General features: G+C 71.0%; 17 protein-coding genes. 10 read left to right on the forward strand and 7 right to left on the reverse strand.

Translation table 11 applies throughout. The features are described from left to right. The first annotated feature begins 18 nt into the window (after window positions 1-18). Window positions 19-1,626 (forward strand): methionine--tRNA ligase, encoded by a 1,608-nt coding sequence (metG, locus tag IE245_RS01665; RefSeq protein WP_189944741.1) that lies wholly within the window; start codon window positions 19-21, stop codon window positions 1,624-1,626. 101 nt (window positions 1,627-1,727) lie between these two features. Here metG and IE245_RS01670 read toward each other — a convergent pair whose 3' ends face one another. Beyond that, the gene (locus IE245_RS01670; protein WP_189944742.1) at window positions 1,728-2,030 is read right to left on the reverse strand and encodes a DoxX family protein; all 303 of its coding nucleotides are present in this window, start codon (window positions 2,028-2,030) and stop codon (window positions 1,728-1,730) included. 153 nt (window positions 2,031-2,183) lie between these two features. Here IE245_RS01670 and IE245_RS01675 point away from each other — a divergent pair, with 153 nt between their 5' ends. Then, window positions 2,184-2,687 carry a hypothetical protein gene (locus IE245_RS01675; RefSeq protein ID WP_189944743.1) on the forward strand — a complete coding sequence of 168 codons (504 nt, stop codon included), beginning with the start codon at window positions 2,184-2,186 and terminating at the stop codon, window positions 2,685-2,687. A gap of 18 nt (window positions 2,688-2,705) precedes the next feature. Here the strand turns inward: IE245_RS01675 and IE245_RS01680 are convergent, their stop codons facing one another. Beyond that, window positions 2,706-2,903, reverse strand: coding sequence for a DUF397 domain-containing protein (locus tag IE245_RS01680; RefSeq protein ID WP_189944744.1), 198 nt, complete (start codon window positions 2,901-2,903; stop codon window positions 2,706-2,708). Between IE245_RS01680 and IE245_RS01685 the strand changes: the two genes are divergently transcribed. Then, window positions 2,902-3,189, forward strand: coding sequence for a hypothetical protein (locus tag IE245_RS01685; protein WP_189944745.1), 288 nt, complete (start codon window positions 2,902-2,904; stop codon window positions 3,187-3,189). The genes IE245_RS01680 and IE245_RS01685 overlap by 2 nt on opposite strands. 71 nt (window positions 3,190-3,260) lie before the next feature. Here IE245_RS01685 and IE245_RS01690 read toward each other — a convergent pair whose 3' ends face one another. Then, window positions 3,261-3,572, reverse strand: coding sequence for a hypothetical protein (locus IE245_RS01690; RefSeq protein WP_189944746.1), 312 nt, complete (start codon window positions 3,570-3,572; stop codon window positions 3,261-3,263). A 481-nt stretch (window positions 3,573-4,053) separates the two neighbouring features. On the opposite strand from IE245_RS01690, the gene IE245_RS37635 reads away from it, so the two are divergent. From IE245_RS37635 to IE245_RS01705, 3 genes are read left to right on the forward strand one after another with little or no spacing between them, the layout of a single operon-like run. Next, a complete protein-coding gene (locus IE245_RS37635; RefSeq protein WP_189944747.1) occupies window positions 4,054-4,998 on the forward strand; it encodes a helix-turn-helix domain-containing protein in 945 nt (314 codons plus the stop codon). Next, window positions 4,999-5,172 (forward strand): hypothetical protein, encoded by a 174-nt coding sequence (locus IE245_RS01700; protein WP_189944748.1) that lies wholly within the window; start codon window positions 4,999-5,001, stop codon window positions 5,170-5,172. Between the two features lie 51 nt (window positions 5,173-5,223). Further along, window positions 5,224-5,736 carry a GNAT family N-acetyltransferase gene (locus IE245_RS01705; protein ID WP_189944749.1) on the forward strand — a complete coding sequence of 171 codons (513 nt, stop codon included), beginning with the start codon at window positions 5,224-5,226 and terminating at the stop codon, window positions 5,734-5,736. Window positions 5,737-5,789: 53 nt separating this feature from the next. On the opposite strand, the gene aspS is transcribed toward IE245_RS01705, so the two are convergent. After that, entirely contained in the window at window positions 5,790-7,607 is a 1,818-nt protein-coding gene (gene aspS, locus IE245_RS01710; RefSeq protein ID WP_189944750.1) for an aspartate--tRNA ligase, read from the reverse strand. A gap of 151 nt (window positions 7,608-7,758) precedes the next feature. On the opposite strand from aspS, the gene IE245_RS01715 reads away from it, so the two are divergent. Together IE245_RS01715 and IE245_RS01720 are read left to right on the forward strand one after the other, a co-directional pair. Beyond that, window positions 7,759-9,918 carry an ATP-binding SpoIIE family protein phosphatase gene (locus IE245_RS01715; RefSeq protein ID WP_189944751.1) on the forward strand — a complete coding sequence of 720 codons (2,160 nt, stop codon included), beginning with the start codon at window positions 7,759-7,761 and terminating at the stop codon, window positions 9,916-9,918. A 99-nt stretch (window positions 9,919-10,017) separates the two neighbouring features. Next, window positions 10,018-10,833 (forward strand): MBL fold metallo-hydrolase, encoded by an 816-nt coding sequence (locus tag IE245_RS01720; RefSeq protein WP_189944752.1) that lies wholly within the window; start codon window positions 10,018-10,020, stop codon window positions 10,831-10,833. Here IE245_RS01720 and IE245_RS01725 read toward each other — a convergent pair. The 3 genes from IE245_RS01725 to IE245_RS01735 form a co-directional block, all read right to left on the reverse strand. Next, window positions 10,830-11,900 carry an AI-2E family transporter gene (locus tag IE245_RS01725; protein ID WP_189944753.1) on the reverse strand — a complete coding sequence of 357 codons (1,071 nt, stop codon included), beginning with the start codon at window positions 11,898-11,900 and terminating at the stop codon, window positions 10,830-10,832. The genes IE245_RS01720 and IE245_RS01725 overlap by 4 nt on opposite strands. 117 nt (window positions 11,901-12,017) lie before the next feature. Further along, entirely contained in the window at window positions 12,018-12,806 is a 789-nt protein-coding gene (locus IE245_RS01730) for a pirin family protein (protein WP_189944754.1), read from the reverse strand. A 158-nt stretch (window positions 12,807-12,964) separates the two neighbouring features. After that, complete coding sequence (locus IE245_RS01735; RefSeq protein ID WP_189944755.1) at window positions 12,965-13,465, reverse strand: SseB family protein; 501 nt, start codon at window positions 13,463-13,465, stop codon at window positions 12,965-12,967. A gap of 155 nt (window positions 13,466-13,620) precedes the next feature. On the opposite strand from IE245_RS01735, the gene IE245_RS01740 reads away from it, so the two are divergent. Together IE245_RS01740 and IE245_RS01745 are read left to right on the forward strand one after the other, a co-directional pair. Then, the gene (locus tag IE245_RS01740; protein WP_189944756.1) at window positions 13,621-15,450 is read left to right on the forward strand and encodes an acyl-CoA dehydrogenase; all 1,830 of its coding nucleotides are present in this window, start codon (window positions 13,621-13,623) and stop codon (window positions 15,448-15,450) included. Between the two features lie 220 nt (window positions 15,451-15,670). Next, entirely contained in the window at window positions 15,671-16,978 is a 1,308-nt protein-coding gene (locus IE245_RS01745) for a M18 family aminopeptidase (RefSeq protein WP_189944757.1), read from the forward strand. The last annotated feature ends 142 nt before the right edge of the window (window positions 16,979-17,120 follow it).

Consider the following 17,120-nt stretch of genomic DNA (forward strand, 5'->3'; position numbering starts at 1 on the left):
CCCGTTAGGATTTCGACCATGGCGGCCACTGGATCCGAGAAGCAGGGGGCGAAGGCGTTCTACGTCACGACCCCCATCTACTACGTCAACGACGCTCCTCACCTGGGCCACGCCTACACGACCGTCGCAGGCGACGTGCTCACGCGCTGGCACCGTCAGCGCGGCGAGAAGGTGTGGTACCTCACCGGCACGGACGAGCACGGTCAGAAGATCATGCGCACGGCCGAGGCGAACAATGTCACGCCCCAGGCCTGGTGCGACAAGCTCGTCGAGGAGGCCTGGAAGCCCCTCTGGGAGCACCTGAACATCGCGAACGACGACTTCATCCGCACCACGCAGAAGCGTCACACGGACCGCGTCCAGGAGTTCGTGCAGGACCTGTACGACAAGGGCGAGATCTACAAGGGCGGCTACGAGGGCCCGTACTGCGTCGGCTGCGAGGAGTTCAAGCTCCCGGGCGATCTCATCGAGGCGGAGGACGGCACCAAGCTCTGCCCCGTCCACAAGAAGCCGGTGGAGATCCTCAAGGAGGAGAACTACTTCTTCAAGCTGAGCGAGTACGGCCCGAAGCTGCTCGAGTTCTACGAGGCGAACCCGGGCTTCATCCAGCCGGAGTCCGCCCGCAACGAGGTCCTGAACTTCGTCAAGCAGGGCCTTGAGGACCTCTCCATCTCGCGCTCGACCTTCGACTGGGGCATCCCGGTCCCGTGGGACGACGAGCACGTGATCTACGTGTGGATCGACGCGCTGCTGAACTACGCGACGGCGGTCGGCTACAACGAGAACCCGGAGAAGTTCGAGGAGACCTTCCCGGCGAACGTCCACCTCATCGGCAAGGACATCCTCCGCTTCCACGCGGTGATCTGGCCGGCGATGCTGATGGCGCAGGGCCTCCCGGTCCCGGGCAGGGTCGCGGCCAACGGCTGGCTGATGGTCGGCGGCGAGAAGATGTCGAAGTCGAACCTGACCGGCATCAAGCCGCAGGACCTGACCTCGCACTTCGGCGTGGACGCGTACCGCTGGTACTTCCTCCGGGCCATCGCCTTCGGTCAGGACGGCTCGTTCTCGTGGGAGGACTTCTCCGCCCGCTACACCTCCGAGCTGGCCAACGACTACGGCAACCTCGCCTCCCGCGTGGCGGCGATGGTCGGCAAGTACTTCGGCGGCGAGCTGCCGGCCTCGACGGCCGACGGCGACGCCGAGAAGGCGGTCCAGGACGGCCTGGCGAAGGCGGTCGCGACGGCCGACGCCAAGATCGGCGAGGAGCTGGACTTCCAGGCCGGCATCCTGGCGATCTTCGACTTCGTGAAGCAGGTCAACGGCTACATCACGGAGCAGGAGCCCTGGAAGGTCGCGAAGGACGAGTCGGAGGAGGGCCGGGCCCGCCTGGCGACGATCCTCTACACGGCCGCCGAGTCCCTCCGCGCCGTCGCCGTCCTCCTCAACCCGGTCATGCCGGAGACCTCCCAGAAGCTCTGGGACTCCCTCGGCGCCGAGGCTCCCCTGGGCGCCCTGGCCGCCCAGCCGGTGCAGGACGCGGCCCGCTGGGGGCAGCTCCCGGCCGGCGCGACGGTCACGAAGGGCGCGGTCCTCTTCCCGCGCCTGGAGGACCCGAAGAAGGACTGACGTCCGCACGCACCCCGTGAAGGCCGCCGCCCCCGTCTCCCCGGGGCCGGCGGCCTTCGCCGTCCTCAGACCAGGACCAGCGCGGCGGCGGCCGGCGCCAGTTACATCAGCGGGAAGGCCACGTGTCCGTACGCCTTCGCCCGTACGACGGTGATCGCCGCACCCGCGAAGTACAGCACCAGGCCGACCGCCGCGAGCACCCCGACCACCGGCACCCAGAACCCCGCGACGAGCCCCGCGGCCCCGGCCAGCTTCGCCGCCCCGAGTCCGTTCCACCACGCCCGCGGCACGCCGTAGGCAGCGAGCGGCCCGACGACGAACCTCGCCCGGAAGAGCACCGAGGCGCCCGAGAAACCCGCCATGAACGCGGCGACGGCGGTGACGACGGTGGCGGTGGTGGACACGGGGACTCCTCCGGTCGTGGCCCCCGGGAGGGGCCGTACGCCGGAGTGACGGAACGGACGGCGAGGGTGTGACGGCGAAGGCGGAGAACACGAACTCACGATTCATGTAAACAAAAGTTCCCAAGCGAGTGGTCCGTAAACTACAGTTGCCTCATGACGTTCTCGGAGCAGCTTCCCGCGGAAGAACTGACCGGCCTCGAATCGGCGCTCTACGAGGCCCTGAACCCCCTCGCCGCAGCCCTCCGCGCCCGCACGACCGGGCAGCCCGAGGAGCAGATGTGGCACGGTGAGCCGGTGGACATCGCACTCTCCGTCCTCGCCGCCTGGAAGGTGGTCGACCAGGAGGTCAAGCGCCTCACCGCCGTCGCCGCCGGCACGGCCGGCTCGTACGGCGCGAGCTACGAACAGCTGGGCGCCGCCTGGGGCATCACCCGCCAGGGCGCCCGCAAGAAGTGGCCCGACGCGGTGACCCGCCCGGCCCCCGGCGCCACCAGCCTCGCCCTCTTCGGCGGCCGTGCGGAGCTCGCCCCCTCCGACGACGCCTGGACGTGGACGGCCACGGCCGCCGACGGCACCAGAAGCGACACGGCCGCCGCCCCCACGAAAGAGGAAGCGGCGGCCCTGGCGGGCGCGTTCCTGAAGGAACACGCCCGCTGAAACCCGACGGCGGCCGGATCAGCCGCCGTGACGCGCGAACCCGACGAACCCGGCCCACGCCTCCGGGGAGAGGACGAGCTGGGGCAGGCCGATGTCCTTGGAGTCCCGGACGCGGACGGCGGCGGAGGTGGCTGCGACCTCGACGCACGACTCACCGTTGTTGCCACCGCTGTAGCTGCTCTTGAACCAGGCGAGATCGAGGATCTGCACCTTCATGGCAGTTCTCCCCACAGTCGCTGAATCCTTCCTCGCCGCTCCCCCCGTCGTGTGGCGGGACGTGTTCCCCGACTTCGATCTGATCGACCGCGAACTCGGCCGGCGAACCGGCATGGAGCTCGCCGGCACCGGTGTCGGAATGAAGATCCGGTGGCGCCCGGCCTACGTCCCCCTCACCGTCGACGACCTCGTAAGTCCGCGCTTCCCCGAGGAGCGGGCCCAGATCGTCCACGCCCTGCGGGAGCTGGAGCGCGAGGGCTTCCTCTCCCGCCGCCCGCCCTTCTGATTCCCTCCGAAGGACAGCCGGGCCGGCGCGATCGGGCTTGGTGCGCCGGACGCGGGGTGGTACTCGTGGTGCTATTTCCTCCGGCCGGCCTCGATCGCGAAGGCGGCTGTCAGGCAGGCCGCGACCGCGGCCGCCGAGCCGAAGAAGATGCCCTCGAAGGCCAGGCTGTTCGCACCCTCGACCGTGCCGTCTTCATGCGTACAGGACTTCTCGAAGGGGAAGCTGGTCGTCCGCAGAACCTCGCAGTGGTTCTGCAGGTCCTCATTGACCACGCTCGCCTTGATCCAGGACAGAGCCCACATGAGGAAGAAGATCCCGGCAAAGGCGCACGCGGCGCCCCACAACCGGTTCAGTCGTGTGTCACGCGTACCGGTTCTCGTCATACGCGGAGCCTACTGACAGAGGGCTCCCAGCGATTCGCCCGTACGACCGCCTCCAGCAGCCGAGTTGATGCGCTCACCTACTGAGGCGCCTGACCTGCACCGATCGTCCGGTCCACCGGAGCCCGGCGGACCGGGCTCCGGTGGACCGGACGCCAGTGGCGCGGGCTCTCAAAGACAAAGAACCGAGGGAAAGAACGCCCACCCCACCCACCCTCGCGCGGGCGTGGGAGCGCGGTCACTCACGAGAGTGAATATGCCAACTGATGGCGTTTCGAGGCGGGTTGGCTGGTCTAGTCTCAGCGCCATACCAACCGTTCGCAGAAATGCGTCGGCCCCCGCCGGGATTGCCGTCCCAGTGCGAGGGCCTACCAAACAGGAAGCGCAAACCTTCCCGATGGATGACCGACAGCCTAGTCGGCGGTCGCGCCCCGCGTCCCGCTCCCACCCCAAGAACCACTCTTCCCGGCGTACTTCCGGTGGTGTGTGCCACGAGCGGGCCCGCCTCACCCGCAACTTCACGGTCCTGGACAACGCCCTCCTCCAGCACGAGGCCCTGGACGGCGTGGCGATCGGCGTCGCCGTCCGCATCGCGTCGCTGCCCGAGGGCACCCCCGTGGACATCAGGACCCTCGCGAACGACCTCCGCCTCGGCAGGACCACCGTCGCGAAGGCCCTGAACGCGCTGGAAGCCCACCACTACCTGCGCCGAACGGTCGTCCGCACCGCCGACGGCCGCGTCTCCACCCACACGGTCTTCTGCCACCGGCCGCCCCAGGACCGGCCCCCGACGGCGAAGCCGGCGCCACCCCGAAGGCCCGTACCGAAGCCCACCCCTCAGCCGGAGCCGGAGCCCGCCCCCGAGCCCGATCCCGCCCTGTCCCCGGCCCCGGCCCCGGCCCCGGCCCCAACCCCGGCAACGACCCCCAAGTCCTCCACCCCCCGCCCCCTCCCGCCCGTCCCCCACCCCGGCTTCCCGGCCCGCGAACTCCTCCGTTCCGCCCTCCACGTCCTCATCGGACTCCGCGAGGCGGACCCCCGCCTGTACTGCTCCGAGGCCGACGCCGCACACCTCACCCCCGGCGTGGCCGCCTGGCTCGAACGCGGCGCCTCGCCCGAGACCGTCCGCCACGCCCTGACGACCGACCTCCCCACCACCCCCCTCCACCGCCCCGCCGCCCTCCTGGCCCACCGCCTGTCCGCCCGCCTCCCCCCGGCACCCCCGCTCGACGCCCCGCCCCCGGCGGCCCGGACGGCGCTCCCCCTCCAGTACTGCGAACCCTGCGACACCTGCTTCCGAGCCCCGCCCTCGGCCCCCTGCCCCGCCTGCGGCAACCCCGAGACCAGCCCCGCCACGTACACCCCCACGCCCTCACCCCCACCAGAGCTGCCGACTCCCGTTCCGTCGCTGCCGAGAACACCGCCATGAGTGGCCGCCGAGATGACGGTTTCCTCGTTGCTCGACTCGATCGATGACCTCTGGTATACCGCCATGGATGATCTGGTCGTGCTTGAGGTCGGCTCCGCGGACGAACGCCTGATGATCGTGCTGGATCATGAGGAACGGCTGGCCTGTACGCGCCTTGCGGCTCATACGAACTGAGAAGCCGCTTGCAGTAAGTACGGCGTGAGACAAGGCGGGGAAAGGTGAGGCATGAGTGACAGCGGCGTCGTCGTCGAGGTGATCCCGGCCGGGGAGCGGCTCGAGCTCGTGCCGCTGGAGGTCGGGCACGCCGAGGAGATGGCCGCGGTGCTGGACGACCCCGCGCTGCACGCGTTCATCGGGGGTGCGCCGGAGAGCCCGGAGGAGTTGCGGGCGCGGTACACGCGGTGGGAGGCGGGGGCGCCGGAGCCCGGGACCACCTGGTGCAACTGGGTGATCCGCGCCCGTGAGGACGGGCGGCTCGTCGGGACCGTGCAGGCGACCGTCACCGGGGACGGTGCCGAGGTCGCCTGGGTCGTCGGGACCGCCTGGCAGGGGCGGGGGTACGCCTCCGAGGCGGCCCGCGCGCTCGTCGGGTGGCTGCGGCCCCGGGTCCGTACCGTCGTCGCGCACGTGCACCCCGAGCACGCCGCCTCCGCCGCCGTCGCCCGCGCCGCCGGGCTCGTACGGACGGATGTGGTGCACGACGGTGAGGTGCGGTGGGAATCCGTCGCCGCCGTGTGACGAAGGGCCCGGGATCCGTGCGTCACGGATCCCGGGCCCTTCGTTCGGGCGACTTACCGCGCCGCGTCCGGGTGGACCGACTCGGTCACCGGGCGGTCGTCGGCGGCCTTCTTCTCGACCGGCTTGCGGAGCTGGATGTTCAGCTCGCGCAGGCGGGACTCGTCGAGCTCCGTCGGGGCGCCCATCATGAGGTCCTGGGCGTTGCCGTTGAGCGGGAACGCGATGGTCTCGCGGATGTTGGGCTCGTCGGCGAGGAGCATGACGATGCGGTCGACGCCGGGGGCGATGCCGCCGTGCGGCGGGGCGCCGTACTGGAAGGCGCGGAGCATGCCGGCGAACTCGGTCTCGACGGTCTCGCGGCTGTAGCCGGCGATCTCGAACGCCTTGAACATGATGTCGGGCTCGTGGTTCCGGATGGCGCCGGAGGAGAGCTCGATGCCGTTGCAGACGATGTCGTACTGCCAGCCGAGGATGTCCAGCGGGTCCTTCGTCTCCAGGGCCTCCAGGCCGCCCTGGGGCATGGAGAAGGGGTTGTGCGAGAAGTCGATCTTGCCGGTCTCCTCGTCCTTCTCGTACATCGGGAAGTCGACGATCCACGCGAAGCGGAAGACGTTCTCCTCGAACTGGCCGGCGCGCTTGGCGGCCTCGACCCGGACCGGGCCCATGATCTTGGAGACCTCGTCGAACTCGCCGGCGCCGAAGAAGACCGCGTGGCCGGGGGCGAGGCCGAGGCGCTCGGTGAGGACCTTGACGTTCTCCTCGGTGAGGAACTTGGCGATGGGGCCGGTGAGGGCGTTGCCCTCGCCGACGCGGACCCAGGCCAGGCCCTTCGCGCCGAGGGAGACCGCGAAGTCGCCGAGGGAGTCGAAGAACTTGCGCGGCTGGTCGCCGGTGTCCGGGACGGCGAGCGCGCGGACGTGCTTGCCGGCGAAGGCCTTGAACTCCGACGCCTCGAAGACGTCGGAGATGTCGACGAGTTCGAGGGAGGTGCGCAGGTCGGGCTTGTCGTTGCCGTACTTCAGCATCGACTCGCGGAACGGGATCCGCGGGAAGGGGGAGGTGACGTGGCGGCCGCCGCCGAACTCCTCGAAGAGCTCGGTCATGAGCTTCTCGATCGGCTGGAAGACGTCCTCCTGCTCGACGAAGCTCATCTCGACGTCGAGCTGGTAGAACTCGCCGGGCGAGCGGTCGGCGCGGGCGTCCTCGTCGCGGAAGCAGGGCGCGATCTGGAAGTAGCGGTCGAAGCCCGAGATCATGAACAGCTGCTTGAACTGCTGCGGGGCCTGCGGGAGCGCGTAGAACTTGCCCGGGTTGAGGCGGGACGGGACGACGAAGTCACGGGCGCCCTCGGGGGAGGTCGCGGTGAGGATCGGGGTCGCCATCTCGTTGAAGCCGAGGGCCACCATCTTGGAGCGGATGGCGGCGATGACGGCGGAGCGCAGCATGATGTTGCGGTGCATGCGCTCGCGGCGCAGGTCGAGGAAGCGGTACTCCAGGCGCCGCTCCTCGTTGACGCCGTCGTCGGCGTTGATGGTGAAGGGGATCTGCTTGGCGGCGCCGAGGACCTCGACCTCGCCGACCTCGACCTCGACCTCGCCGGTGGGCAGCTCGGGGTTGACGTTCTCCGCGCCGCGGGAGACGACCTTGCCGTCGACGCGGACGACGGATTCCTTCGTCAGCTTGTCGAGGGCCTCGTAGGCGGGGGTGCCGGGGCGGGCGACGAGCTGCGTGATGCCGTAGTGGTCGCGCAGATCGATGAAGAGGATGCCGCCCAGGTCGCGCCGATTGTGCAGCCAGCCGCTCAGCCGGACGTCGGTGCCGACGTCAGAGGCGCGGAGCTCGCCGCAGGTGTGGGACCTGTACCGATGCATCGTCGTTCATCCAGTCTTCGGGATCGGAGAGAAACCTTGAAACCTCGGCCCGGGCAGTGCCGGGGCCGCCCCAAGCCTACCGGGACACCCAAGATCACGATTCGAATACTCTCGGTGGCGACACGCAGTCCGATATTCATAAAGTGGGGCAATGCGCACCGAGGACGTCCTGGCCGCGATCGCCACGGGCCTGTGGCGCTGGGACAACGCTTCCGGGATCGTCTCGCTCGACGCCGAGGCCGCCCGGCTGCTCGGGCTGCCCGCCGAGCCGGTGCGGCTCAGCGAGGCGGCGGTGCGCTCGCGCTTCCATCCGGTGGACTGGAACGAGATCGACGGCGTCGTCAGCCTCGCGGTGGCCGAGGGCACGCTCGCCGAGGCCCGGCTGCGGATCATGGACGAGCGGGGCCGGGTGGTACGGACCGTACGGAGCCGGTCGAAGCCGCTGATCGAGGGGAGCGACTACCAGCTGGTCGGGACGCTCCAGGAGGTGGCGGACCCGCAGCCGGGGACGGCCGGACCGCACACGGCGATCACCGGCGACTGGCGGCGCTCGCGGGAGGCGTTCCTGCTGGACGCGGGGCGGGCCCTCGCGGAGGCGCGGTCCACGGCCGAGGTGCTGCGGGTGGCGGCCTCGCTGTCGATGCCGGGCTTCTCGCCGGACGGACTGGCGGTCTTCGGGATGTCGGGCGACCGGCTGACGGTGATCGGGCACCACGGGCAGCGGGACGGCGACGAGGGCCCCTTCACGTCGATGTCCCTGCACACGGACTACCCGGCGGCGGAGGTGGTGCGGACCGGGCGGGCGATCTACCTGCCGTCCCCGGAGGAGTACCGGCGCCGCTTCCCGACGACGTGGCCGCTGGCGGAGCCGTTCGAACGGCAGTCGTGGGCGTTCGTGCCGCTGGTGGTGGCGGGGCGGACGATGGGCGCCTGGATGGCGGCCTTCAAGCACCCGGTGACGTTCACGCCGGACGAGCGGTCGGTGCTGACCACGGTGGCGCGGATGCTGGCGCAGGCACTGGCCAGGGCCGGGGTGGCGGAGTCGGAGCGGGAGCTGTCGCTCGGCCTCCAGCGGACGATGATGCCGGTGCTCGGGCCGGGGATCCCGGGGATCCGGGTGGCGGCGCGGTACGTGCCCACCGGCGGCGGTCTCCAGGTCGGCGGCGACTGGTACGACATGATCCGGCTGCCCGGCGGCACGGAGGGCGGTACGGGCGGCGGCGCGGGCCGGATCGCGCTCGTCATCGGGGACGTCCAGGGGCACGACGTGCGGGCGGCGGCCCTGATGGGGCAGCTGCGGATCGCGTTGCGGGCGTACGCCTCCGAGGGCCACCGGCCGGACGCGGTGCTCTCGCGGGCCTCGCGGTTCCTGTACGGGGTGAACGACGGGTACGACGGCGCGGACGGGTCCGGCGCGGACGGGCCCGGGGCGGGGGCGCGGGGCGGCGGGCCGCGCTTCGCCACCTGCCTCTACCTGGAGGTCGACCTGGAGACGGGGACGGTGGACATCGCCCGGGCGGGCCATCCGGACCCGGCGGTGCGGATGGTCGACGGAACGGTTCTCCTGAGGCCGACGGCCGGCGGGCTCCCGCTCGGCATCGACGCCGACGCCGACTACCCCACGACCCGGCTCACCCTCGATCCCGGCGAGACCCTGATGATCTGCACCGACGGCCTCCTGGAGACCGGCGGGCACGACCTCGACAGCGGCTGGGAGCGGGTCAAGCGGCTCCTGGAGGCGCACCGGGGCGACGACCTGGAGGAGCTGGCCGACTCCCTCGTGGAGGCCGTCCACGGGCCCGGCTCCCACCACACCACCGGCCCGCTCGCGGACCGGCGCGAGGACGACATCGCCGTCCTGCTGCTGTCCCGCCGGCCGGCGACGACGGTGCGGCAGACACCGCGCCGCACCCTGATGACGATCGCCCAGGCCGAGCCGGAGCGGATCGCGGAGGCGCGTGAGCAGCTGCGGCAGCTGCTGCACGACTGGACGGACGAGGACCAGCTGGACGCGGCCGTCCTGATGGTCTCCGAGATGGTCACGAACGTCCTGGTCCACACGGACGGCGACGCGCTCCTCACCGCGGAGGTCGCCTGCGGCGAGAAGGCCCGCCTGCTGCGGGTCGAGGTCTCCGACGCCAGCGACGAACTGCCGCACAAGCGTCACCCGGGCGAGATGGCGTCCAGCGGCCGCGGCCTGGTGCTGATGGAGATGCTGGCCGACGCGTGGGGCGTCGCGCCGCGCGGCGAGGGCAAGACGATCTGGTTCGAACTGACGGAGCCGACGGGGCCGGAGGGATGCTGCCCGTAGCCCCCTCCCCGGGGCACGTACGGCCTCCGGCGCGCGTCGGGCGGCCGTACGGCGGAGACTGGTGGGGTACGGCCGCCCGGGGGGACCACGGAGCTCGCCATGGACACCCACAAGGTCGGCAGTGACACCACCGTCCTGGCCGACAGCCTGGAAGTACCGGGGATGGGGCACGTCCCCGTCAACGCGTACGTGCTGACCGCCGCCGAACCCGTCGTCGTCGACACCGGACTGTCGATCGCGGACCGGGACTTCCTCGCCGCGCTCGCCGGGGTGATCGACCCGGCGGACGTGCGCTGGATCTGGCTCACCCACCCGGACCGCGACCACACGGGCGGGCTCTTCGCCCTCCTGGAGGCCGCCCCGCACGCGCGCGTGGTGACCACCTTCCTCGGCGCCGGCATCATGTCGACCGAACGGCCGCTGCCGATGGACCGGTTGTACTTCCTCAACCCCGGGCAGTCCCTGGACGTCGGGGACCGCGTGCTGCACGCCTTCCGGCCGCCGCTCTTCGACAACCCGGCGACCGTCGGCTTCTACGACGACAGGACCCGCACCTGCTTCAGCTCGGACTGCTTCGGCGGCCCGATGCCGACCGCGGAACTCGCCGAGAGCGGGCACGCGAGCGACCTGAAGCCGGAGGAGCTGCGCGGGACGCAGCTGACGTGGGCGACGCTCGACAGCCCGTGGGTGCACGTGGTGGACCCGGAGAAGTACCGGGCGACCCTGGAGCCGCTGCGGGCGATGGCCCCGGAGATCGTGCTGTCCACCCATCTGCCGCCGGCCGTGCGGATGACGGACCGGATGCTGGGGACGCTGGCGGAGGCGCCGGACTCCGACCCCTTCGTCGGCCCCGACCAGGCGGCCCTGGAGGCCATGCTGAAGTCCTTCGAGCCGGGCGCCGCGCCGGTCTCCTAGGCCGTCTCTTCCGGAGCCGGCCGGGAGGTTCCGTACCGGTCGCGGAGTTCGCCGAGGATGCCGGTGGCGGCGGCCGTCAGGGGGACGGCGAGGAGCATGCCGAGGATGCCGGCGACGGAGGCGCCGGCGGTGATGGCGAGCATGACGGCGGCCGGGTGCATCTGGACGGTGCGGCTCTGGACCATCGGCTGGAGGACGTTGCCCTCGATGACCTGGACGGCGAGTACGACGCCGAGGACCCACAGGGCGATGACGAAGCCGCGGTCGGCGAGGGCGACGAGGACGGCGACCGCGCCGGAGAGGAAGGCGCCGAGGTAAGGGATGTAGGCGGTGACGAAGACGAGCGCGGCGAGTCCGACGGCGCCGGGCACCTGGAGCACGAGCAGGCCGATGCCGATGAGGACGGCGTCGACGAGCGCGACGAGCGTGGTGCCGCGCATGAAGCCCTCGACGGCCTCGAAGGCGCGGCGGGCCATGGCCTCGGCGGTGTCGCCGGTGGCGGCGGGGACGAGGGAGCGCAGGGAGCCGGCGGCCCGGTCGGAGTCGCGGAGGAAGAAGAAGATCAGGAGGAGGGCGAGGACGGCGGTGGCGAGCATCTGCCCGACCACGCCGATCCCGGAGATCACGCCGGAGGCGGCGGTCCCGCCGAACTTCTCCAGGAGGTTCCTGGCGTTCTCGGCGAGGTCCTCCAGGGAGGTCCCGGCGGCCCCGAAGTGCTCGGCGATGCCGAGGGCGGCCTGCCGCAGCGAGGCGAGGATCTGGTCCCCGGTCTCGACCAGCGCGGCGACGACGATGTACGTGGCTCCGCCGACGACGACGAGCACGGCGAGGACGGTGATCGCGGCGGCGGGGGACGGGCTCACCTTCATCCGCAGCAGGCGCCGGTAGAGGGGCCCGAGCAGCGCCGTCCCGAGGATGGCGAGGAGCACCGGCGTCACGGCGGCCTTGAAGACCACGCAGAGCCAGATGAAGACGGCGGCGACCCCGGCGACGAGCAGCGCCACGACGCACCAGGCGGCGAGCTTGCGGGCGGGCTCGGGGAGGAGGGGCGCTCGACTGGTCTGCACCCGTCCATGAGATCACGCCGATGTGGGATAAACACGGACATGACGGGCCGTCCGGGCGACGGCCCGTCATGTCGCTCCCCGGGGCTCGGGGGGTTGCCCCGGGAGTCTTCCGGAGCGTTACTCGCCCATGCCGTGGACGGCCGGGACGGTGCCGAGGCGGCCCGCCTGGAAGTCCTCGAAGGCCTGGCGGAGTTCGGCCTGGGTGTTCATCACGAAGGGGCCGTAGTGGGCCATGGGCTCGCGGATGGGCCGGCCGCCGAGGAGGACGACCTCCAGGTCCGGGGTGTGCGAGTCCTGCTTCTCGTCGGCGCGGACGGTCAGCGACGCGCCCTTGCCGAAGACGGCCGTCTGGCCGAGGTGGACGGGGCGGTGCTCGGCGCCGACGGTGCCGCGGCCGGCCATGACGTACGCGAGGCCGTTGAAGTCCTCGCGCCAGGGCAGGGTGATCTCGGCGCCGGGGCGCAGGGTGGCGTGGATCATGGTGATCGGGGTGTGGGTGATGCCGGGACCCTGGTGGCCGTCGAGCTCGCCGGCGATGACGCGGAGCAGCGCGCCGCCGTCGGGGGAGGTGAGGAGCTGGACCTGGCCGCCGCGGATGTCCTGGTAGCGGGGGGCCATCATCTTGTCGCTCGCGGGGAGGTTCACCCACAGCTGGAGGCCGTGGAAGAGGCCTCCGGAGACGACCAGGGACTCCGGCGGGGCCTCGATGTGGAGGAGGCCGGAGCCGGCGGTCATCCACTGGGTGTCGCCGTTGGTGATGGTGCCGCCGCCGCCGTTGGAGTCCTGGTGGTCGAAGGTGCCGCCCTGGGGGGCCGTGGTGACGGCGAGCACGGGGCGCGGGGCGGCGTCGGCCGGGGCGACGACGCGCGGCAGGGTGAGCGGGTTCTCGACAGTCACGGCGGGCATGGCGGGACCTCCTTCGTACGGCCTGAGGGCTCGGTGGCCTTCGCGGCCTGTCCTCGTGCCCCCACTTTAGTTGAATACTGAACTTCCTGCCACCCGGAACGCGGAACGCCCGGGAGGAATTCCTCCCGGGCGCTCTCTTCTCCTGGTCTCAGGATGGGTCAGCCGTACATCCGCCGCATCGCGAAGTCCACCATCTGCTCCACGGCCTTCGCGTCGAAGACCATCCGGTGGTCGCCCTCCATGTCGAGCACGAAGCCGTATCCGGTCGGGAGGAGGTCGATCACCTCGGCACCGGTGATCACGAAGTACTTCGACTCCTTGCCGGCGTACCGCCGCAGCTCCTTCAGCGTGGAGAACATGGGGATCACCGGCTGCTGGGTGTTGTGCAGGGCGAGGAAGCCGGGATTGTCGCCGCGCGGGCAGTAGACCTTCGAGCTCGCGAAGATCTGCTGGAAGTCCTCGGCGGACATGGTGCCGGTGGTGAAGGCGCGTACGGCGTCGGCGAGGGAGGGCGGCGAGGGCTCGGGATAGAGCGGCGCCTGCTGCTGGCCGTACCCGCCGGGAACGCCCCCCTGCATGCCGTTCGGCATCCCGCCCTGCATGCCCCCCGGCATCCCGTACTGCTGCTGCGCACCCGGATTCTGCTCGTAGCCGTACATGGGCCCTGAGCCTACTGCGTCACAGATCGCCCGCCGGGGTTGCTCTTATTACCGGTGGGTAGCATCATCGGAGAGAAGAGTGCGCTACCCGTGAGTAGGAAGCGGGTGGCCCTCGGTACGAGGTATCCCTCCCCGATCTTTACGGAGCCGTCGCCATGGGGCACTACAAGTCGAATCTCCGCGACATCGAGTTCAACCTCTTCGAGGTGCTCGGCCGCGACAAGGTGTACGGCACCGGTCCGTTCGAGGAGATGGACGTCGACACCGCCAAGAGCATCCTCGACGAGATCCGCCGCCTCGCCGAGAACGAGCTGGCCGAGTCCTTCGCCGACGCCGACCGCAACCCGCCGGTCTTCGACCCGGAGACCAACACCGCCCCGGTCCCGGCCACCTTCAAGGCCTCGTACAACGCCTTCATGGAGTCCGAGTACTGGCGCCTCGGCATCCCCGAGGAGATCGGCGGCACCGTCTCCCCGCGCTCCCTGATCTGGGCCTACGCGGAGCTGCTGCTCGGCTCGAACCCGGCCATCTGGATGTACTCCTCCGGCCCCGCCTTCGCCGGCATCCTCTACACCGAGGGCAACGAGCAGCAGAAGAAGGCCGCGCAGATCGCCGTCGAGCGCCGCTGGGGCTCCACGATGGTCCTCACCGAGCCCGACGCCGGCTCCGACGTCGGCGCCGGCCGCACCAAGGCCGTCCAGCAGGAGGACGGCTCCTGGCACATCGAGGGCGTCAAGCGCTTCATCACCTCCGGTGAGCACGACATGGAGGAGAACATCCTCCACTACGTCCTCGCCCGCCCCGAGGGCGCCGGCCCCGGCACCAAGGGCCTGAGCCTCTTCCTCGTCCCGAAGTACGAGTTCGACTGGGAGACCGGCGAGCTCGGCGCCCGCAACGGCGTCTACGCCACCAACGTCGAGCACAAGATGGGCCTCAAGGCCTCCAACACGTGCGAGATGACCTTCGGCGACAAGCACCCCGCCAAGGGCTGGCTCATCGGCGACAAGCACGACGGCATCCGCCAGATGTTCCTCATCATCGAGTTCGCCCGCATGATGGTCGGCACGAAGGCGATCTCCACCCTCTCCACGGGCTACCTCAACGCCCTGGAGTACGCCAAGGAGCGCGTCCAGGGCACCGACCTGGCCAACTTCATGGACAAGGCGGCCCCCAAGGTCACCATCACCCACCACCCCGACGTCCGCCGCTCGCTGATGACGCAGAAGGCGTACGCCGAGGGCATGCGCTCCCTCGTCCTCTACACGGCCTCCGTGCAGGACGCCATCCAGGTCAAGGAAGCGGCCGGCGAGGACGCCAAGGCCCTCCACGGCCTCAACGACCTGCTCCTGCCGATCGTGAAGGGCTACGGCTCCGAGAAGGGCTACGAGCAGCTCGCGCAGTCGCTCCAGACCTTCGGCGGCTCCGGCTTCCTCCAGGAGTACCCGATCGAGCAGTACATCCGGGACTCCAAGATCGACACCCTCTACGAGGGCACCACCGCCATCCAGGGCCAGGACTTCTTCTTCCGGAAGATCGTCCGCGACCAGGGCGCCGCGCTGAACACCCTCTCCGAGGAGATCAAGAAGTTCCTCGCGGTCGGCACCGGCGGCGAGGAGCTCGCCGCCGCCCGCGACGCGCTCGCCAAGGCCGCCGTCGACCTGGAGGCGATCGTCGGCAAGATGATCACCGACCTCACCGCCACCGGCGAGGACGTCAAGAACATCTACAAGGTCGGCCTCAACACCACCCGCCTGCTCATGGTCTCCGGCGACGTCGTCGTCGGCTACCTGCTCCTCAAGGGCGCGGCCGTCGCCGCCGAGAAGCTCGCGGCGGGCGCCACCGGCAAGGACGTCTCCTTCTACCAGGGCAAGATCGCCGCCGCGAAGTTCTTCGCCGCGAACGTCCTGCCCGGCGTCTCCACCGAGCGCCTCCTCGCCGACGGCGTGGACGGCGGCCTGATGGACCTGGACGAGGCCGCGTTCTAAGAACACACCTCGTCCTGCTCGGAACGGCCCGTCCCCGGGGAGGGGGGCGGGCCGTTCCCCCTTTTTCCGGGGGCTCGGTTCGCCTCCGGGCGCTGTAGCCGGGCTCACGCCCCCGGCCGTGCTCGGCCCGCTCGCCGGGTTCCGCGGGCGGGGGTGCGGGCTCCGCGCGGGCTCACGACCGGGCCCGGGGGGCCGAGAGGGGTCACCGTAAGGTGGGCGTATGAGCAGCGCAGCTTCCCGACCGGCGTCCGCACCCTTCGGGCCCGGGCACACCGATGACCTGATGTCCTTCCTCGCGGCCTCCCCCTCGCCGTACCACGCGGTGGCCAACACCGCGGACCGGCTGGAGAAGGCGGGCTTCCGCCGGGTCGAGGAGACCGCGGCGTGGGACGGGACGAGCGGCGGGAAGTTCGTCACGCGCGGCGGCGCGATCATCGCCTGGTACGTGCCCGAGAGCGCCGCCCCGCACACCCCGTACCGGATCGTCGGCGCCCACACCGACTCCCCCAACCTGCGCGTCAAGCCCCGCCCCGACATGGGCTCCCAGGGCTGGCGGCAGGTCGCCGTGGAGATCTACGGCGGCACCCTCCTCAACACCTGGCTCGACCGCGACCTCGGCCTCGCCGGCCGGCTCACCCTCCGCGACGGCAGCCACCGGCTCGTCGACGTCGACCGGCCGCTGCTGCGCGTCCCGCAGCTCGCCATCCACCTCGACCGCTCCGCCAACGACGGACTGAAGCTCGACCGCCAGCGGCACATGCAGCCCGTGTGGGGCACCGGCGAGGTCCACGAGGGCGACCTCGTCGAGTTCGTCGCCGGCGAGGCCGGCGTCGACGCCGAGGACGTGGCCGGCTGGGACCTCATGGTCCACGCCGTCGAGGCCCCCGCCTACCTCGGCCGGGACCGCGAACTCGTCGCCGGGCCCCGCATGGACAACCTGATCTCCGTCCACGCCGGCGTCGCCGCGCTCATCGAGGCCGCCGGACGCGAGGACCTCCCGTACATCCCGGTCCTCGCCGCCTTCGACCACGAGGAGAACGGCTCCGAGGCCGACACCGGCGCCCAGGGCCCCCTCCTCGGCACCGTCCTGGAGCGCTCCGTCTACGCCCGCGGCGGCGGCTACGAGGACCGGGCCCGCGCCTTCGCCGGCACGGTCTGCCTCTCCTCCGACACCGGCCACGCCGTCCACCCCAACTACGCGGAACGGCACGACCCCACGCACCACCCGCGCGTCAACGGCGGCCCGATCCTCAAGGTCAACGTCAACCAGCGGTACGCCACCGACGGCACCGGCCGCGCCCTCTTCGCCGCCGCGTGCGAGAAGGCGGGCGTGCCGTGGCAGTCGTTCGTGTCCAACAACGACATGCCCTGCGGGACCACGATCGGCCCCATCACGGCCGCCCGCCACGGCATCACCACCGTCGACATCGGCGTGGCGATCCTCTCCATGCACAGCGCCCGTGAGCTCTGCGGCGCCGAGGACCCCTACCTCCTCGCCAACGCCCTGGTCGCCTTCCTGGAGGGCTGAGCGCGGGCGCCTAGGGCGTGTCTTTCGGATCAGGCCGGATCAGGGAGCGGCGTCTGGTACGTGCGATCGCAAGGCGGAGGAGGGAGTCCATGCGGTGGGGGCACCTCCCGGGCGAAGCCTGGGGGACATCGGCGACTGACGA

The organism is Streptomyces roseolus (assembly GCF_014649855.1).
GTDB lineage: Bacteria > Actinomycetota > Actinomycetes > Streptomycetales > Streptomycetaceae > Streptomyces > Streptomyces roseolus.

What these genes read in the sequence shown, in the direction of transcription:
- IE245_RS01745 (WP_189944757.1), top strand. Translation starts at nt 15,671, where the DNA reads ATGAGCAGCGCAGCTTCCCGACCGGCGTCCGCACCCTTCGGGCCCGGG.
- IE245_RS01690 (WP_189944746.1), bottom strand. Translation starts at nt 3,572, where the DNA reads ATGACGAGAACCGGTACGCGTGACACACGACTGAACCGGTTGTGGGGC.
- IE245_RS01680 (WP_189944744.1), bottom strand. Translation starts at nt 2,903, where the DNA reads ATGAAGGTGCAGATCCTCGATCTCGCCTGGTTCAAGAGCAGCTACAGC.
- IE245_RS01705 (WP_189944749.1), top strand. Translation starts at nt 5,224, where the DNA reads ATGAGTGACAGCGGCGTCGTCGTCGAGGTGATCCCGGCCGGGGAGCGG.
- IE245_RS01675 (WP_189944743.1), top strand. Translation starts at nt 2,184, where the DNA reads ATGACGTTCTCGGAGCAGCTTCCCGCGGAAGAACTGACCGGCCTCGAA.
- IE245_RS01740 (WP_189944756.1), top strand. Translation starts at nt 13,621, where the DNA reads ATGGGGCACTACAAGTCGAATCTCCGCGACATCGAGTTCAACCTCTTC.
- IE245_RS01715 (WP_189944751.1), top strand. Translation starts at nt 7,759, where the DNA reads ATGCGCACCGAGGACGTCCTGGCCGCGATCGCCACGGGCCTGTGGCGC.
- IE245_RS01720 (WP_189944752.1), top strand. Translation starts at nt 10,018, where the DNA reads ATGGACACCCACAAGGTCGGCAGTGACACCACCGTCCTGGCCGACAGC.
- aspS (WP_189944750.1), bottom strand. Translation starts at nt 7,607, where the DNA reads ATGCATCGGTACAGGTCCCACACCTGCGGCGAGCTCCGCGCCTCTGAC.
- IE245_RS01735 (WP_189944755.1), bottom strand. Translation starts at nt 13,465, where the DNA reads ATGTACGGCTACGAGCAGAATCCGGGTGCGCAGCAGCAGTACGGGATG.
- metG (WP_189944741.1), top strand. Translation starts at nt 19, where the DNA reads ATGGCGGCCACTGGATCCGAGAAGCAGGGGGCGAAGGCGTTCTACGTC.
- IE245_RS01685 (WP_189944745.1), top strand. Translation starts at nt 2,902, where the DNA reads ATGGCAGTTCTCCCCACAGTCGCTGAATCCTTCCTCGCCGCTCCCCCC.
- IE245_RS01730 (WP_189944754.1), bottom strand. Translation starts at nt 12,806, where the DNA reads ATGCCCGCCGTGACTGTCGAGAACCCGCTCACCCTGCCGCGCGTCGTC.